Origin of the sequence: Isoptericola sp. b515 (assembly GCF_030588125.1) — a bacterium.
GTDB classification, from domain to species: domain Bacteria; phylum Actinomycetota; class Actinomycetes; order Actinomycetales; family Cellulomonadaceae; genus Isoptericola; species Isoptericola sediminis.
Window position 1 is genome coordinate 116,257 of sequence record NZ_JAUQYR010000001.1, and the last position, 15,066, is coordinate 131,322.

Here is a 15,066-nt window from a genome sequence, read left to right on the forward strand (position 1 = left end):
CGACGTGGGTCAGGAACGACAACCTCATGCTCGTCCTGCCACCGTCCCGAAGGCTTGGTCCATGCTACCACTCCTGCACACCGCTCCCGTGACGTCGATGCCGGGCCGCCAGGCGCGCCAGCCCGCCATCCCGTCGACGAGGTCGGCGAGCAGACGGTCGAGACCGGCCGTCTGCCGCTCGGCCGCCAGCACCAGCACCGTCGGCCCCGCGCCGGAGACGGTCGCGGCGAACCCCTCGGCGCGCAGCGCACGCACGAGCTCCGCGGTCCCCGCCATCACCTCGGCCCGGTAGTCCTGGTGGATCCGGTCCTCCGTGGCGTCCAGCAGCAGCTCGGGACGGCGCGCCAGCGCCTCGACCAGGAGCGCCGCGCGGCCGGCCGTGAAGGCGGCGTCGGCGTGCGGCACCTGGGCGGGCAGGACGCCCCGCGCCCGGCTCGTCGAGAGCCGGGTGTCGGGCACCAGGACCGTGGCGGTGACCCGGGGGTCCACCTCGAGGTCGACGGCCCGCGGTCCCTGCGGTCCGGACCAGGCCACGGTGGCTCCGCCGCGCAGCGCCGGCGCGGCGTTGTCCGGGTGTCCCTCGAACTCCGTCGCGATGCCGAGCATGGCCGTCACGTCCAGGGCCTGCGGGTCCGCGAGCAGACCGCGCGCCGCGACGATCCCCGAGACCACGGCCGCGGCGGACGACCCCAGACCGCGGCCGTGCGGGATGCGGTTCGTGCACCGCATGCGCAGCCCGGTCAGCGGAGCGCCGGCGAGCTCGAGCGTGTGCCGCAGGGCCCGCACCACCAGGTGCTCCTCGCCGTCGGGCACCTGGCCGGCGCCCTCCCCGACGACCTCCACGCTGATCTCGTCGCTGGCGAGCAGGTCCACCTCGATCTCGTCGTGCAGGCCCAGCGCCAGGCCGAGGGCGTCGAACCCCGGACCGAGGTTGGCGCTGGTGGCCGGCACCCTCACGACCACGCGATCCGCACCGAGCTGCATCTCAGCCCAGCCCGAGGGCGTCGGCGACCGCCACGACGTCGGCCCCCACCCGGGTCGGGGTCACGTCGCCGCCGTCGGGCGTGCGCAGGGCCCACTGCGGGTCCTTCAGCCCGTGCCCGGTGACGGTGACCACCACCCGCGCACCGGCCGGCACCAGGCCGCGCTCGGCGCGGGAGAGCAGCCCGGCGACGCCCGCGGCCGAGGCCGGTTCGACGAAGACGCCCACGTCGGCGGACAGCACCCGGTGCGCGGCGAGGATCTCGGCGTCGGAGACCGCCTCGATGAACCCCCCGGAGTCGTCCCGGGCCGCCTCGGCCTGCGCCCAGGAGGCGGGGTTCCCGATGCGGATCGCGGTGGCGATCGTCTCGGGGTCGACGGGGTGGCCCGCGACGATGGGTGCGGCGCCGGCCGCCTGGAAACCCCACATCGCGGGGGTGCGCGTCGCCACCGCGACCGGCGCGGCACCCGGGCCGTCCTCGCTCGTCGGGATACCGGCGTACTCGCGGTACCCCTTCCAGTAGGCCGTGATGTTCCCGGCGTTGCCGACCGGCAGCGCGTGGATGTCGGGAGCGTCGCCCAGGGCGTCGACCACCTCGAAGGCCGCGGTCTTCTGCCCCTCGATGCGGTCCGGGTTGACCGAGTTGACGAGCTCGACCGGGTAGGCCTCGGCCAGCTTGCGCGCCACCACGAGGCAGTCGTCGAAGTTGCCGTCGATCTGCAGCAGCTGGGCACCGTGCGCGACCGCCTGGCTCAGCTTGCCCATCGCGATCTTGCCCTCCGGCACCAGCACGGCGCAGACCATGCCGGCGCGGGTGGCGTACGCGGCGGCCGACGCCGAGGTGTTCCCGGTGGAGGCGCACACGACGGCCTGCGCGCCGCGTGCGGCAGCCGTGGAGATCGCCGTCGTCATCCCCCGGTCCTTGAACGAGGCGGTCGGGTTCATGCCCTCGACCTTGACGAACACCTCCGCGCCGGTGCGCTGAGAGAGCGCGGGCGCCTCGACGAGGGGGGTGCCGCCCTCGCCGAGGGTCACGATCTTCTCGGCGACGTGGGCCGGCAACCGGTCGGCGTACTCGGTGATGACACCCCGCCACTGATGGGCCGGCATGCTCAGACTCCCTCGACTCGCAGGACGGACGTGATCTGACGGACGGGCTCCAGGTCGCGCAGGGCGGACACCGTCGCGGCGAGCGACGCCTCCCGGGCGGCGTGGGTGGTGATGACGAGGCGGGCCACGGGCTCGCCCTCGTCCCGCACCGCACCCGGCGCGGGCTCCGAGGCGGGCTCGGCCTCGAACGGTGCGGTGAGGGCCTCGCTCTGGCGCACGGTGTCGATGGACACGCCGTGGTCCGCCAGCACGCCGGCGACCTGGGCGAGCACACCGGTGCGGTCCGCCACCTCGAGCCGCACCTGGTAGCGCGTGATCGCCGCGTCGGCCGCCAGGACCGGCAGCGAGGCGTACGCCGACTCGTGCGGGCCCTTGCCGCCGATCAGCCGGTCGCGGGCCGCCGAGACGACGTCGCCCAGCACCGCCGAGGCCGTGGGACGCCCACCGGCGCCCTGGCCGTAGAACATCAGCGGACCGGCACCCTCCGCCTCCACGAAGACGGCGTTGAACGCCCCGCGCACGGCGGCCAGCGGGTGGTCGGTCGGCACCAGCGCCGGGTGGACCCGCGCTGCGACGCCCTCGTCGGTGCGCTCGGCGATGGCGAGCAGCTTGAGCACGTACCCCGTGCGGCGGGCCCACTCGACGTCGTCCCCGGTGATGTGGCGGATGCCCTCGCGGGCCACCTGGTGGATCGACACGCGGGTGTGGAACGCGAGCGAGGCGAGGATGGCCGCCTTGGCCGCGGCGTCGTAGCCGTCGACGTCGGCCGTGGGGTCGGCCTCGGCGTACCCGAGCTCCTGGGCGCGCTTGACGACGTCCTCGAGGTCGAGCCCCTGCGTGGTCATCTCGTCCAGCACGTAGTTCGTGGTGCCGTTGACGATGCCGAGCACCCGCTGGACCTGGTCCCCGGCCAGCGACTCTCGCACGGGTCGGACGATCGGGATGGCACCCGCGACGGCGGCCTCGAAGGAGAGGTCGGCGCGGGCGGTGTCCGCCGCCTCGAACAGCACCGGCCCCTGCTCGGCGAGCAGCTGCTTGTTGGCGGTGACGACGCTGGCGCCCCGCTCGAGAGCCCGCAGGATCAGGGTGCGGGCCGGCTCGATGCCGCCCATCAGCTCGACCACGACGTCGGCCGCGTCGACGAGCGCCTCGGCGTCCTCGGTCAGCAGCGCCGCCGGGACGCCCTCGCGCTCCCGCGAGGCGTCCCGCACGGCGATGCCCACCACTTCGAGCGGCGCACCGGCCCGGGCCGCCAGCTCGGCGGAGTTCTCCAGCAGGCCGTGGGCGACCTCGGTGCCGACCACGCCGCACCCGAGCAGAGCGACGCGCAGGGGGCGTCGCTCACGGCGGTCAGGGTCCGACGGCGCCGTCACGGCGGGCCGGTGGTCTGCAGCGGGCACGGGGCCACCTTCACTTCGAACGTGCGGGATCGAGGCTCAGGATAGCCGCGCACGGATCCCGGCCGGACACGCCGTCCGCATCGTGACGCCGATCGTTGGAACGGCGGTCCCGGACATCACGATCCGGTCACAGTGTGATGCCATGCACACTTGCCCGATACACCTGTGTCACACATCACGCTTAGTGTGTGCGCCACATCAACCCAATCTGGGAGGACACTGTGCGCATCACCATGCGACGACGCCCGGTCGTGGGCGCGCTCGCCGCGTTCGGCCTCGCTGCCACCACCGTGGCGCTGCCGAGCATCGCGACCGCAAACGACCCCGACGGCCCGGAAGCCCTGGCCCCGGTGCACACCGCCCCGGCCGGCGACGAGGACACGCTGGTCAACGAGACGCCCGGCGCCTGGTTCGTCGAGCTGGAGAGCCCGCCGACCGCCCAGGGCAGCTCGCGCGCCCAGGTGGGCCGCGAGCACTCCGCGTTCAAGGACGCGGCCGGCGCGGCCGGCGTCGACTACACCGAGCGCGAGGAGTTCACGAGCCTGTTCAACGGGTTCTCCATCGACATGGACAGCTCGCAGCTCGGCCGCCTCCAGGCGACCAAGGGCGTCAAGGCCATCTACCCGATGGTCCAGCTCTCCGTGCCGGAGCCGCAGACCGCGGCGATCCCCGACATGGCGACGGCTCTCGCGATGACCGGCAGCGACGTGGCGCAGAACGAGCTGGGCCTCACCGGCGCCGGCGTCAAGGTCGCCGTGATGGACACCGGCATCGACTACGCCCACCCCGACTTCGGCGGCGGCGAGTTCCCGACCGAGCGCGTGGCCTACGGGTACGACTTCGTCGGTGACGCCTACGACGCCGGGTCCCCCGACGCCGACGCGCGTGTCCCCCAGCCCGACGGCGACCCGATGGACTGCCAGGGTCACGGCACCCACGTGGCCGGCATCGTCGGTGCCGACGGCGACGTCGTCGGCGTGGCCCCCGAGGTCACCTTCGGCGCCTACCGGGTGTTCGGCTGCGAAGGCTCCACCGAGGCCGACATCATGATCTCCGCCATGGAGATGGCCCTCGAGGACGACATGGACATCCTCAACATGTCCATCGGCTCGGCCTTCACCTGGCCCAGCTACCCGACGGCGAGCGCCTCGAACGCCATGGTGGACGCGGGCATGATCGTCGCCGCCTCCATCGGCAACTCCGGCCGCTCCGGCGTCTACTCGGCCGGCGCCCCGGGCGTCGGCGAGAAGGTCATCGGCGTCGCGTCGGTCGACAACACCAACACCGACGCCGCCAAGGCGGTCGCGAACCCCTCGGGCGAGCCGGTGGCCTACACGGTGCTCTCCACCGTGGCCGCTCCGACGGCCGGTGAGACCACCGACGCGATGGTCCACGTCGGTCGCGGCTGCGTCGACACCCTCGGCGACACCCTGCTCGCCGACCCCACGGGCATGACCGCCCTGGTCGACCGCGGCAGCTGCACGTTCGAGGAGAAGTACGCCTCCGCGGTGGCCGCCGGTGCGACCGCCGTCGTCATCGCGAACAACATCCCCGGCCTGTTCAACGGCGGCGGGGTCACCGACCAGGGTGTCCCCGGCGTCGGCATCAGCCTCGCCGACGGCGACATGCTCAAGGCGCAGATGGACGCGGGCGAGACCGTCACGCTCACCTGGACCGACGAGACGGTCTCGGTCGTCAGCCCCACGGGTGGCGAGAAGAGCGACTTCAGCTCCTACGGCCTGGCTCCGGACCTGTCCCTCAAGCCGGACCTGGCCGCGCCGGGTGGCAACATCCGCTCGACGTACCCGCTGGCCAAGGGCGGCTACGCCACGCTGTCGGGCACCTCGATGGCCGCTCCGCACGTCGCCGGCGCCGCCGCGCTGCTGCTCGAGGCGGACCCGGAGATCGCCGCCACCGAGATGCGGGACCTGCTGCAGAACACGGCCGAGCCGATCCTGTATGCCGGTGCCTACGTCGAGACCGTGCACGGCCAGGGTGCCGGCCTGATCGACGTCCCGGCCGCCTACGCCGCGACGACCTCGGTCACCCCGGCGAAGATCTCGCTCGGTGAGTCCGTCGTCGACCGGGTCGACGGCGAGCCGGTCTTCGAGCCGGTCACGACGACGCTGACCGTCGCGAACGACTCCGACGCCGAGGTGACCTACACCATGGGCCACACCACGGCGCTGGCGACCTACGGCGACACCTTCGCCCCGACGCTCTCGACCATCGCCGGCACGGCGGAGTTCTCGGACACCGAGGTCACCGTGCCTGCCGGGGAGTCGGCCGAGGTCGACGTCACGATCACCTCGCCGGGCTTCGACGGCTACCAGGTGCTCTACGGCGGGTTCATCGAGATCACCGGTGACGACGGCTCGGAGACCTCGGTCCCCTACGCCGGCTTCGACGGCGACTACCAGGACATCGAGGCGATCACCCCGATCGACCTCGGCGACGGCGAGATGGTCGACGTCCCGTGGATCTCGCGGATCTCGGAGTGCGCCGAGTTCGTCGAGTTCGACTGCATCGACCCGATGGGCTCGTACAGCGAGGCCGGCGGCGAGACCTTCTCCCTCGAGTGGGTCGACGGTCTGCCGGACTACCCGTACGTGCTGGCCCACTTCGACCACCAGGTCGAGGACTTCACGCTGACGGTCATCGACTCGAAGGACCGCGTCAAGGGCTCCTTCACGGTCGCCGCGGACCTGGGGCCGCTCGGTCGCAACGAGTCGTCCACCGGTGTCCAGGCGTTCGTCTGGGACGGCACCGTGACGAAGGCCAGGGGCAACACCACCGTCACCAAGGATCTGAAGGACGGCGAGTACAGCCTGAAGATCGACGCCCTCAAGGCGAACGGTGACCGGTCGAACCCCGACCACTGGGAGACCTGGACGTCCCCCGAGTTCACCATCGACCGTCCCTGACGGTCCGCACGACGAACGGCCCCGTCCCCTGCTGCAGGGGGGCGGGGCCGTTCCGCGTCGGTGGGAGCTCGTCCGGAGGCTGTCCTGACTCGGCGCGCTTCGTCCTGACTCGCGGAAAGGCGGCCTGACTCGCGGCGAAGTGTCCTGAGTCGCGGGAGGGGGTGACCGGGTCAGCCGAGGTCGAGCGCCAGCAGGTCCTCGACCGTCTCGCGCCGCACCAGGACCCGCGACGAACCGTCCGCCACGGCGACGACCGGGGGGCGGGTCAGCGCGTTGTAGTTGGACGCCATCGACCGGCCGTAGGCACCCGTCGCCGCCACCGCCAGCAGGTCGCCGGCGCTGACGTCGGCGGGCAGCAGGACCTCGTGCACCACGATGTCGCCGCTCTCGCAGTGCTTTCCCACCACCCGGGACAGGACCTTCGCGGCGTCGGAGACGCGCCCGACGAGCTCCGCGTGGTAGTCCGCGCCGTACAGGGCCGGGCGGATGTTGTCGCTCATCCCGCCGTCGACGGACACGTAGAGCCGCGAGAAGGTCTCGTCGTCCGCGCCGCTGCCGGAGACCGTCACCGGTTTGACCGTCCCGACGGTGTAGAGCGTCAGCCCCGCGGGTCCGACGACGGCCCGCCCGGGCTCGATGGAGAACCGCGGCAGCGGCGTGCCGAGCTCGGTGCACACGGCGGCGACCGCCGCGGCCACGTCCTGCGCCACCGGTGCGGGTTCCAGCGCCTCGTCGGCGGGCAGGTAGGCGATGCCGTACCCGCCGCCCAGGTCGACCTCCTCGACGAGCACACCCGTGCGACCAGCCAGGTCGGCGCGCAGCTGCAGCACGACCCGCGCCGCGGCCTCGAAGCCCGAGGGGTCGAGGATCTGGGACCCGATGTGCGAGTGGATGCCGAGCAGCTCGAGCTCGGGCCGCGCCACGATCGCCTCGAGGGCCGCGAGCGCCGGGGAGGTCTCGCCGTCGTCGCCCGCCGTGACCGACAGGCCGAACTTCTGGTCCTCGTGGGCGGTGGAGATGTACTCGTGCCCACCGGCGTGCACGCCGGTGGTGACGCGGAGCATCACGGGTGCGACCACGCCTCGGGCGGCGGCCAGGTCGGCGACCCGGTCGATCTCCACCCGGGAGTCGACGATGATGCGGCCGACCCCGGCCTCCAGGGCGGCGAGGATCTCGTCGTCCGACTTGTTGTTGCCGTGCAGCCCGATCGCCGCCCCGGGCACACCGGCCCGCAGCGCCACGGCGAGCTCGCCGCCCGAGGCCGTGTCGACACGCAGCCCCTCCTGGGTGGCCCAGCGCGCGACGGCGACGGTCAGCAGCGCCTTGCCGGCGTAGTAGACGTCGATGCCGGCACCGATGCGCTCGAACGCCGCCTCGAAGGCCTCGCGGTAGGCGCGGGCCCGGGCGCGGAAGTCGGCCTCGTCGAGGACGTAGGCCGGGGTGCCGTGCTCGACGGCCAGGGCGCGGACACCGACGCCGCCCACCTCCAGCTCGCCGTCGGCACGGCGGCGGGCGGTCGAGGGCCACGGCGCACCGGCCGCGTCCGGGCCGCCGGTGGGCAGCGCCCCCGTCACATCCGCTCCGGCGCGCTGACGCCCAGCAGGTCGAGGCCGTTGGCCAGGACCTGACGCACGGCGTCGTTGAGCCACAGCCGGGTCCGGTGCACGTCCTCGACGGCCTCGTCGGGGTACGGCAGGACGCGGCACTCGGCGTACCACTTGTGGTAGTCCGCGGCGAGGCCCTCGAGGTACCGGGCGATGCGGTGCGGTTCGCGCAGCTCGGCCGCCTGGGCGACGATCCGCGGGAACTCGGTGAGGCGGCCGATGAGGACGGCCTCGGTCGGGTGGTCCAGCAGCGACGGGTCGAAGCCGTCCTCGCGGCGCACGGCGCGGTCGGCCGCGTTGCGGTCCACGGCGCAGGTGCGCGAGTGGGCGTACTGGACGTAGAAGACCGGGTTGTCGTTGGACTGCTTGAGCATCTCCTCGCCGGCCAGCTCGAGCGGGGTGTCCGCCGGGTACCGCGACAGCGAGTACCGCACGGCGTCTGCCCCGATCCACTCGACGAGGTCGCGCAGCTCGATGATGTTGCCCGCCCGCTTGGACAGCTTGGCGCCCTGGACGGACACGAGCTGGCCGATGAGGATCTCGATGTTCTCCGCGGGGTCGTCCCCGGCGGCGGCCGAGATCGCCTTGAGCCGGTGGATGTACCCGTGGTGGTCGGCGCCCAGCAGGTAGATCTTGCCCGGGAAGCCCCGGTCCTTCTTGGACAGGTAGTACGCGGCGTCGGCGGCGAAGTAGGTGGGCTCGCCGTTGGCCCGGATCAGCACGCGGTCCTTGTCGTCCGTGAAGTCGGTCGTGCGCAGCCAGACCGCCCCGCCGTCGTCGTACACGTGGCCCTGCTCGCGCAGCCGCTCGACGGCCTGCGTGACGGCGCCCGACTCGTGCAGGCTCCGCTCGGAGAACCACACGTCGATGTGCACGCCGAAGGAGCCCAGCACGTCGCGGATCTCGGCGAGCTGGAGCCGGTACGCCTCCTCGCGGGCCAGCGCCACCGCCTCGTCGTCGGGCAGGTCGACGATCCCCGGCTGGGCGGCCAGCACCTGACGGCCGAGCTCGGCGACGTACTCGCCGCGGTAACCGCCCTCGGGCACCTCGGTGCCGCGGATCTGGGCCAGGACGGACTCACCGAACCGGTCCATCTGGGCACCGGCGTCGTTGATGTAGTACTCCGCCGTGACGTCGGCACCGGCGGCGCGCAGGATGCGCACGAGCGCGTCGCCCAGCGCGGCCCAACGGGTGTGCCCGATGTGCAGCGGACCGGTCGGGTTGGCGGAGATGTACTCGAGGTCGATGACCCGGCCGCTCAGCGCGTCGGACCGGCCGTACGCGGCGCCCGACTCGACGATCGTGCGCGCGAGCTCACCGGCCGCGCCCGCCTCGAGCGTGATGTTGAGGAACCCGGGTCCGGCCACGTCGACGGCCTTGATCCCCGGGGTCGAGCCCAGGCGCCCGGCCAGGTCCTCGGCGAGCGCCCGCGGCGTCGTGCCGGCCTTCTTGGCGAGCTGGAGCGCCACGTTGGTCGCCCAGTCCCCGTGCTCCCGCTGCTTGGGTCGCTCGACGTGGACGGTCGACGGCAGGGCGTCGGCGTCGAGGGCGAGGGTGCCGTCGGCCACGGCCGCGGCGAGGGCAGCGCTGAGTGCTTCGGAGAGCTCGTCGGGTGTCACCGGGCGATTCTATCGGCCTCGCGCGGCGGGGCCCGGCACGGTTTTCCGACCTGGCGACTCGCGGTGGTAGTCTCGTGCACCGTGCCGGGCGGTCGTCGCCCACGACGGTGATGCCCGGTACCCGCGCCTGTAGCTCAGTGGATAGAGCGTCTGCCTCCGGAGCAGAAGGTCGGGGGTTCGAGTCCCTCCAGGCGCACCACCACCAGAGGCCCGAGCCTCGGCCCCATGGGCCGGGTCTCGGGCCTCTGCCGTCCCGCGGAACCGTCAGACCCGCACGTCGGCGTACAGCGCGTCGACCAGCGAGGACAGCTCCGGGACGTCCCTCGCCTCGGCCAGCGACTCCTCGAGCACCCGGTCGTGGGTGGGCCGCGCCCGTGCGAGCAGGTGCTGCCCGGCCGGCGTGAGCTCGGTGTAGATGCCGCGCCGGTCCTCCGCGCAGAGGATGCGGGTGAGCAGGCCTCGGTCCTCGAGACGGTTGACCAGACGCGTGGTGGCGCTGCTCGACAGGGCGGCGGCGCGGGCGAGCTGCTGCATGCGCATGTGCCAGCCGTCCTGACGGCTCAGCGCGTCGAGCACCGTGTACTCGACCACGGACAGCTCGTGCTCGCGCTGCAGCGACCGCTCCAGGCCGGCCTCGATCAGCCCGTGCAGCGCGGCCAGCGTCCGCCAACCCCGGGCGCGGATCTCGACGGCGTCGTCGGCGATACCCATGTGCTCACCTCCTGAGTCTCCGCGGCCATGCAACTACTGCACACGCCGTGTATCGCGGCACGCACACATCTGGTCCGCGAGCCCACCCCTCCTCCGGAAGGATTCCCATGCCTCTCGCGCTGCTCGCGCTCGCCGTCGGCGGGTTCGGGATCGGCCTGGCCGAGTTCGTCATCATGGGCCTGCTGCCCGAGGTCGCCGCCGACTTCGCGGTGACCGAGACCCAGGCCGGCTACCTGATCTCCGGCTACGCGCTCGCCGTCGCGATCGGTGCCGTCGTCCTCACGGTCGCGATGAACCGTGTCGACCGGAAGCGAGCCCTGATCGTGCTGATGGTGCTGTTCATCGCCGGCCACCTGGTCTCCGCCCTCGCCCCCACCTACGCCGTCATGATGACGGGCCGGGTCGTCGCCGCGCTCTGCCACGGTGCGTTCTTCGGCATCGGCGCCGTCGTCGCCGCGAACCTTGTCCCCGAGGGGCGCAAGGCGGCCGCCATCTCGCTCATGTTCGCGGGGCTCACCACCGCCAACGTCCTCGGCGTCCCGCTGGGGACCCTGCTCGGCCAGGCGGCGGGCTGGCGCGCGACGTTCTGGGCCATCACGGCCATCGGTGTCGTCGCCCTGGTCAGCATCGCCGTCCTCGTCCCCCCGATCGCGGCGGACCGGGGCGGTGCCGGCGTGCTGAGCGAGCTGCGCATCTTCCGCTCCGGGCAGGTGTGGGCCTCGATGGCCCTCACGATCCTCGGCTACGGCGGCATGTTCGGCGCCTTCACCTACATCGCCTTCACCCTCACCGGGGTCTCGGGCTTCGCGCCGGGAGCCGTGCCCTGGCTGCTCGTCCTGTTCGGCGTCGGGCTGTTCGTGGGCAACATCCTCGGCGGGCGCGCCGCCGACAGAGCGCTCGGCGGAACCCTCCTGACGCTGCTGGTCAGCCTGGTCGTCATCCTGACGGCCTTCTCCCTCGTGGCGGAGAGCAAGGCCGCCACGGTCGTCGCGCTGGTGCTGATGGGCGGGTTCGGCTTCGCCACCGTCCCGGCCCTGCAGATGCGGATCATGACCCACGCGGGCGACGCCCCGACCCTTGCCTCCGGCGCGAACATCGCGGCCTTCAACGTCGGCAACGCCCTCGGTGCCTGGATCGGCGGAGTCACCATCGCCGCGGGGCTGGGGTACACCTCGCCCCTGTGGGCAGGGGCACTCGTCACCCTGGCGGGCCTCGCGGTGCTCCTCGTCGCCGGCCGCGCACCCGGCGGCGAGCTCCGCCGTCGGACGGCGGAGCGGACCGTCGACGCGCGGTAGGTCCCCGGCCCGCCCGGCTCCCCGTGCCCGCCGGCCAGGTGTCCGTCGACGACGTCCCGGAGCGCTCGCGCCCCGGGACGTCGTCGTTCTTGACCAGCGCAGACGCACTCCCCTACCTTCGGGCCACCCTCGCCGTGACCGACGGCGGCAGACCGGAGGACGAACCATGCGCACCGCGGACCGACCCACGGCGCTCGGCGTCCTGCTCGGAGCGGCCGCCGCGGTCACAGGCGTGGCGGTGTACGTCACGGCGATCGGGTACCTCGACCTGCGGGCCTCGAGCATTGGCACCGGAGTCCTCCTCGGCTGGGACAGCGCAGTGGTCGCGATCGTGCCGCCGCGAGCGCCGGTGTGGGAGGGGCTCGCCATCGCCGCCGTGACGACCCTGGCCTTCTGGCCGTTCTGGTGGCGCCACCGCACCGCGTCGTCCCGGTGGCACCAGCTGCCCGTGTGGACTGCTCTCGTGACGCTCCTCGCCCTGACGGCCTGGGCCGCGGCGACCACCGAGTTCCCGTACAGCCCCATCGCGGCGTTGTCCGGCGGCCCCTCCGCCGTGACCGGCGGGGTGGCCGACCCGCTCGCCGTGGCCTGGCTGCGCCAGGGCGCGTTGAGCCCGGTGACACCGGTCTTCGTCGGCGTCCTCGCGGTGCTCTCGCTCGCCCGTCCGGGGGCCCGCCGCGCCACGGAGGTCGCGATCGAGGACGAGCCGGCGAGCCGCTGACGCGGTCGCCGGGTCCGCACCCGCGCGGGGGTGGTGCCGACCGCCGTCGCTGTCGTCGGCCCGCCCTGTGGCGCGTCGTCGGGCACCGCCACGACGGCCGCGCTACCCGATACCCACGTGGACGCGGGGGCCGGTCCGCGTTAGGTTCACCTCCGTGGCAGGCGTCGACGCCGACGTCGTGCCCCCGACGTCCCCGCGATCCGGAGGATCCATGCTCGACCACACCGTCCGCACGTACCGCGCCGACGAGCCGCTCGCCCGCACCGACCAGCTCGCCTGGAAGATCGCCGACGTGGCGGCGGAGCAGCTCGAGCCGACACCCGAGGTCACCGACATGGTGATCAACCGGATCATCGACAACGCCGCGGTCGCCACCGCGTCGCTCGGTCGCGCGCCGATCCTCGCCGCACGCTCCCAGGCGGAGGCGCACCCGGTCTCGCGCGGCGGCGCCGGCGCCACGATCTTCGCCTCCGAGCACCGCACCAGCCCCGAGTGGGCGGCGTGGGCCAACGGGGTCGCGGTGCGCGAGCTGGACTACCACGACACGTTCCTCGCGGCGGACTACTCGCACCCGGGCGACAACATCCCGCCGATCCTCGCCGTCGCCCAGCACCTGGGCCGGAGCGGCGCCGAGCTGCTGCGCGGCATCGTCACCGGCTACGAGATCCAGGTGAACCTCGTCAAGGGCATCTGCCTGCACGAGCACAAGATCGACCACGTCGCGCACCTCGGCCCGAGCGCCGCCGCCGGCATCGGCACCCTGCTGGGGCTGCCGAACGAGACGATCTACCAGGCGATCGGCCAGGCGCTGCACACGACGACGGCGACGCGGCAGTCGCGCAAGGGCGAGATCTCCACCTGGAAGGCGCACGCCCCGGCCTTCGCCGGCAAGATGGCGATCGAGGCCGTGGACCGGGCCATGCGCGGCCAGACCTCGCCCAGCCCGATCTACGAGGGCACCGACGGGTTCATCGCGTGGATGCTGTCCGGCCCGGAGGCCCGGTACACGGTGCCGCTGCCCACCCGGGGCGAGGACCGCACCGCGATCCTGGACACCTACACCAAGGAGCACTCGGCCGAGTACCAGGCGCAGGCGTGGATCGATCTCGCGCGCCGGCTCGGCTCCGAGCGGCCCGAGCTGCGCGAGCCCAAGGCGGTGCGCTCGGTCGTGCTGCACACCTCGCACCACACCCACTACGTCATCGGCTCCGGCTCCGGGGACCCCCAGAAGTACGACCCCACCGCCAGCCGGGAGACGCTGGACCACTCGATCCCCTACATCTTCACCGTCGCGCTGCAGGACGGCGCCTGGGACCACGCGGCCAGCTACGCCCCCGAGCGCGCCGCCCGCCCGGACACCGTCGAGCTGTGGCGCAAGGTGACCACGGCCGAGGACCCGGAGTGGACGCGCCGCTACCACTCCTCCGACCCCGAGGAGAAGTCCTTCGGCGGCCGGGTCGAGATCGAGCTGTCCGACGGCGACACGATCGTCGAGGAGATCGCCGTCGCCGACGCGCACCCCTACGGCGCCCGGCCCTTCGCCCGCGAGCAGTACGTCGCCAAGTTCCGGTCCCTGGCCGACGGCGTCCTCGCCCCCGAGGAGATCGACCGCTTCCTCGACGTCGCGCAGCGCCTGCCGGAGCTGGACGCCGAGGAGCTGTCCGGGCTCACCGTCACGCCGATCACCGACCCGGCGGCCGGCGCCGACCTCCCGGGCGGGATCTTCTGATGCTGTACTCGACGCTCACCCCCGCCGCCAAGCGCGCCGCGCTGCGCGAGCGGCTGCGCTCGGACGAGCTCCTGCAGCTCCCCGGGGCGTTCAACCCGCTCTCGGCGCGCCTCGTCGAGCGGCACGGGTTCGACGGCGTGTACGTCTCCGGCGCGGTCGTCTCGGCCGACCTCGGACTGCCCGACGTCGGGCTGACCACGCTGAGCGAGGTCGCCGGCCGCGCCGGGCAGATCGCCCGGATGACCGACCTGCCGACGCTCGTCGACGCCGACACCGGGTTCGGGGAGGCGATGAACGTCGCCCGCACGGTCCAGGCGATGGAGGACGCCGGCGTCGCCGGGCTGCACATCGAGGACCAGGTCAACCCCAAGCGCTGCGGACACCTCGACGGCAAGCAGGTCGTCGACGAGGCCACCGCCCTGCAGCGCATCCGGGCCGCCGTCACCGCTCGCCGCGACGAGAACCTGCTCGTGATGGCCCGCACCGACATCCGTGCCGGTGCCGGCCTGGAGGCTGCCGTCGAGCGGGCGCAGGCGCTCGTCGACGCCGGTGCGGACGCCGTCTTCCCCGAGGCCATGCGCGACCTCGACGAGTTCGCCGCGATGGCCGACGCGCTCGACGTCCCGGTGCTGGCGAACATGACCGAGTTCGGCAAGTCCGACCTGTTCACCGCGACCCAGCTCCGCGACGCCGGGGTCTCGATGGTCATCTACCCCGTCTCGCTGCTGCGCCTGGCCATGGGTGCCGCCGACCGCGGCCTGGCGGCGCTGCGGGACGAGGGGTCGCTCGACTCCCAGGTGCCGCACATGCAGACCCGCGCCGAGCTGTACGACCTGCTGGACTACCCGGCGTACAACACCTTCGACGCCGGGGTGTACGACTTCTCCCTCGAGGGTCACCGACACCTCTGACCGTCGAGCCCGACACCCACGTCGTCGCGCACGCCGCGCCGTCATCCGAGCAAAGGAGCA

General features: G+C 73.1%; 11 protein-coding genes and 1 tRNA gene. 6 read left to right on the top strand and 6 right to left on the bottom strand.

Annotated features, from left to right (window positions below; genetic code table 11):
- Window positions 1–24 precede the first annotated feature (24 nt).
- From thrB to Q6350_RS00475, 3 genes are read right to left on the bottom strand one after another with little or no spacing between them, the layout of a single operon-like run.
- Window positions 25–984: a homoserine kinase gene (gene thrB, locus Q6350_RS00465; RefSeq protein ID WP_304602423.1), complete on the bottom strand. Its 960-nt coding sequence runs from the start codon at window positions 982–984 to the stop codon at window positions 25–27.
- A gap of 1 nt (window position 985) precedes the next feature.
- Window positions 986–2,092 (bottom strand): threonine synthase, encoded by a 1,107-nt coding sequence (gene thrC / locus Q6350_RS00470; protein WP_304602424.1) that lies wholly within the window; start codon window positions 2,090–2,092, stop codon window positions 986–988.
- 2 nt (window positions 2,093–2,094) lie between these two features.
- Entirely contained in the window at window positions 2,095–3,465 is a 1,371-nt protein-coding gene (locus Q6350_RS00475; RefSeq protein ID WP_305065736.1) for a homoserine dehydrogenase, read from the bottom strand.
- A gap of 260 nt (window positions 3,466–3,725) precedes the next feature.
- Between Q6350_RS00475 and Q6350_RS00480 the strand changes: the two genes are divergently transcribed.
- On the top strand, window positions 3,726–6,416 hold the full coding sequence (locus Q6350_RS00480; protein WP_304602425.1) for a S8 family serine peptidase: 2,691 nt from the start codon (window positions 3,726–3,728) through the stop codon (window positions 6,414–6,416).
- 170 nt (window positions 6,417–6,586) lie between these two features.
- Here Q6350_RS00480 and lysA read toward each other — a convergent pair whose 3' ends face one another.
- Complete coding sequence (lysA, locus tag Q6350_RS00485; RefSeq protein ID WP_370375349.1) at window positions 6,587–7,990, bottom strand: diaminopimelate decarboxylase; 1,404 nt, start codon at window positions 7,988–7,990, stop codon at window positions 6,587–6,589.
- Window positions 7,987–9,639, bottom strand: a complete 1,653-nt coding sequence (argS, locus tag Q6350_RS00490) for an arginine--tRNA ligase (protein ID WP_304602426.1) — start codon at window positions 9,637–9,639, stop codon at window positions 7,987–7,989. The genes lysA and argS overlap by 4 nt, the downstream gene beginning before the upstream one ends.
- A 123-nt stretch (window positions 9,640–9,762) precedes the next feature.
- On the opposite strand from argS, the gene Q6350_RS00495 reads away from it, so the two are divergent.
- A tRNA-Arg gene (locus Q6350_RS00495) sits at window positions 9,763–9,838 on the top strand.
- A 65-nt stretch (window positions 9,839–9,903) separates the two neighbouring features.
- Here the strand turns inward: Q6350_RS00495 and Q6350_RS00500 are convergent.
- Entirely contained in the window at window positions 9,904–10,350 is a 447-nt protein-coding gene (locus Q6350_RS00500; RefSeq protein ID WP_304602427.1) for a MarR family winged helix-turn-helix transcriptional regulator, read from the bottom strand.
- 107 nt (window positions 10,351–10,457) lie between these two features.
- On the opposite strand from Q6350_RS00500, the gene Q6350_RS00505 reads away from it, so the two are divergent.
- The 4 genes from Q6350_RS00505 (at window position 10,458) to prpB (ending at window position 15,006) form a co-directional block, all read left to right on the top strand.
- Window positions 10,458–11,645, top strand: coding sequence for an MFS transporter (locus tag Q6350_RS00505; protein ID WP_304602428.1), 1,188 nt, complete (start codon window positions 10,458–10,460; stop codon window positions 11,643–11,645).
- A gap of 166 nt (window positions 11,646–11,811) precedes the next feature.
- A complete protein-coding gene (locus Q6350_RS00510; RefSeq protein ID WP_305064655.1) occupies window positions 11,812–12,366 on the top strand; it encodes a hypothetical protein in 555 nt (184 codons plus the stop codon).
- Window positions 12,367–12,577: 211 nt separating this feature from the next.
- Window positions 12,578–14,095, top strand: coding sequence for an MmgE/PrpD family protein (locus tag Q6350_RS00515; RefSeq protein ID WP_304606881.1), 1,518 nt, complete (start codon window positions 12,578–12,580; stop codon window positions 14,093–14,095).
- Window positions 14,095–15,006: a methylisocitrate lyase gene (gene prpB, locus Q6350_RS00520; protein WP_304602431.1), complete on the top strand. Its 912-nt coding sequence runs from the start codon at window positions 14,095–14,097 to the stop codon at window positions 15,004–15,006. Before Q6350_RS00515 ends, prpB begins: the two co-directional genes overlap by 1 nt.
- Window positions 15,007–15,066: the final 60 nt, after the last annotated feature.

Bases quoted from the DNA above. Each gene is read 5' to 3' on its own strand.
- Q6350_RS00515 (WP_304606881.1), top strand. From the start codon at position 12,578: ATGCTCGACCACACCGTCCGCACGTACCGCGCCGACGAGCCGCTCGCC.
- Q6350_RS00480 (WP_304602425.1), top strand. From the start codon at position 3,726: ATGCGACGACGCCCGGTCGTGGGCGCGCTCGCCGCGTTCGGCCTCGCT.
- Q6350_RS00505 (WP_304602428.1), top strand. From the start codon at position 10,458: ATGCCTCTCGCGCTGCTCGCGCTCGCCGTCGGCGGGTTCGGGATCGGC.
- thrC (WP_304602424.1), bottom strand. From the start codon at position 2,092: ATGCCGGCCCATCAGTGGCGGGGTGTCATCACCGAGTACGCCGACCGG.
- Q6350_RS00510 (WP_305064655.1), top strand. From the start codon at position 11,812: ATGCGCACCGCGGACCGACCCACGGCGCTCGGCGTCCTGCTCGGAGCG.
- Q6350_RS00500 (WP_304602427.1), bottom strand. From the start codon at position 10,350: ATGGGTATCGCCGACGACGCCGTCGAGATCCGCGCCCGGGGTTGGCGG.
- thrB (WP_304602423.1), bottom strand. From the start codon at position 984: ATGCAGCTCGGTGCGGATCGCGTGGTCGTGAGGGTGCCGGCCACCAGC.
- prpB (WP_304602431.1), top strand. From the start codon at position 14,095: ATGCTGTACTCGACGCTCACCCCCGCCGCCAAGCGCGCCGCGCTGCGC.